A 1,846-nucleotide genomic window follows, 5' to 3' on the forward strand; every position below is an offset into this window, starting at 1 on the left:
GATGGGTAGGGGAGCGTCGTCTGCCGGGTGAAGCGGCACTGGAAGGTAGTCGTGGACGGTTGACGAGTGAGAATGCAGGCATGAGTAGCGATACAAACGTGAGAAACGTTTGCGCCGATTGACTAAGGGTTCCTGGGTCAAGCTGATCTGCCCAGGGTAAGTCGGGACCTAAGGCGAGGCCGACAGGCGTAGTCGATGGATAACCGGTTGATATTCCGGTACCCGCTGTGAAGCGTCAAACATCGAGCATCGTGATGCTAAGGCCGTGAAGCCGCCCTGATCTCTTCGGAGTTGAGGGGAGTGGTGGAGCCGCCGAACCAAGCGGTTAGTAGGTGAGTGATGGGGTGACGCAGGAAGGTAGTCCATCCCGGGCGGTGGTTGTCCCGGGGTAAGGGTGTAGGACGAGTGGTAGGCAAATCCGCCGCTCATGTGTCTGAGACCTGATGCCGAGCCGATTGTGGTGAAGTGGATGATCCTATGCTGTCGAGAAAAGCCTCTAGCGAGTTTCATGGCGGCCCGTACCCTAAACCGACTCAGGTGGTCAGGTAGAGAATACCGAGGCGTTCGGGTGAACTATGGTTAAGGAACTCGGCAAAATGCCCCCGTAACTTCGGGAGAAGGGGGGCCACACTCGGTGATCCGATTTACTCGGTGAGCTGGGGGTGGCCGCAGAGACCAGCGAGAAGCGACTGTTTACTAAAAACACAGGTCCGTGCGAAGCCGTAAGGCGATGTATACGGACTGACGCCTGCCCGGTGCTGGAACGTTAAGGGGACCGGTTAGCTCTGATTCGTCAGGGCGAAGCTGAGAACTTAAGCGCCAGTAAACGGCGGTGGTAACTATAACCATCCTAAGGTAGCGAAATTCCTTGTCGGGTAAGTTCCGACCTGCACGAATGGCGTAACGACTTCTCGACTGTCTCAACCATAGGCCCGGTGAAATTGCACTACGAGTAAAGATGCTCGTTTCGCGCAGCAGGACGGAAAGACCCCGGGACCTTTACTACAGTTTGATATTGGTGTTCGGTTCGGCTTGTGTAGGATAGCTGGGAGACTTTGAACTCTGGACGCCAGTTCAGGGGGAGTCGTCGTTGAAATACCAGTCTGGTCGTGCTGGATGTCTAACCTGGGTCCGTGATCCGGATCAGGGACAGTGTCTGATGGGTAGTTTAACTGGGGCGGTTGCCTCCTAAAGAGTAACGGAGGCGCCCAAAGGTTCCCTCAGCCTGGTTGGCAATCAGGTGTTGAGTGTAAGTGCACAAGGGAGCTTGACTGTGAGACCGACGGGTCGAGCAGGGACGAAAGTCGGGACTAGTGATCCGGCGGTGGCTTGTGGAAGCGCCGTCGCTCAACGGATAAAAGGTACCCCGGGGATAACAGGCTGATCTTCCCCAAGAGTCCATATCGACGGGATGGTTTGGCACCTCGATGTCGGCTCGTCGCATCCTGGGGCTGGAGTCGGTCCCAAGGGTTGGGCTGTTCGCCCATTAAAGCGGTACGCGAGCTGGGTTTAGAACGTCGTGAGACAGTTCGGTCCCTATCCGCTGTGCGCGTAGGAGTCTTGAGAAGGGCTGTCCCTAGTACGAGAGGACCGGGACGGACGAACCTCTGGTGTGCCAGTTGTTCTGCCAAGGGCATGGCTGGTTGGCTACGTTCGGGAGGGATAACCGCTGAAAGCATCTAAGCGGGAAGCCTGCTTCGAGATGAGGACTCCCACCCACTTGATGGGGTAAGGCTCCCAGTAGACGACTGGGTTGATAGGCCGGATCTGGAAGCCAGGTAACTGGTGGAGGTGACCGGTACTAATAGGCCGAGGGCTTGTCCTCAGTTGCTCGCGTCCACTGTGT

General features: G+C 56.8%; 1 rRNA gene. It reads left to right on the top strand.

The features are described from left to right. Positions 1 to 1,825 (top strand): 23S ribosomal RNA (locus ACZ7JA_RS35835); the annotation flags it as partial. Between the last annotated feature and the right edge of the window lie 21 nt (positions 1,826 to 1,846).

It is taken from the genome of Streptomyces sp. NPDC038135, from assembly GCF_055601245.1.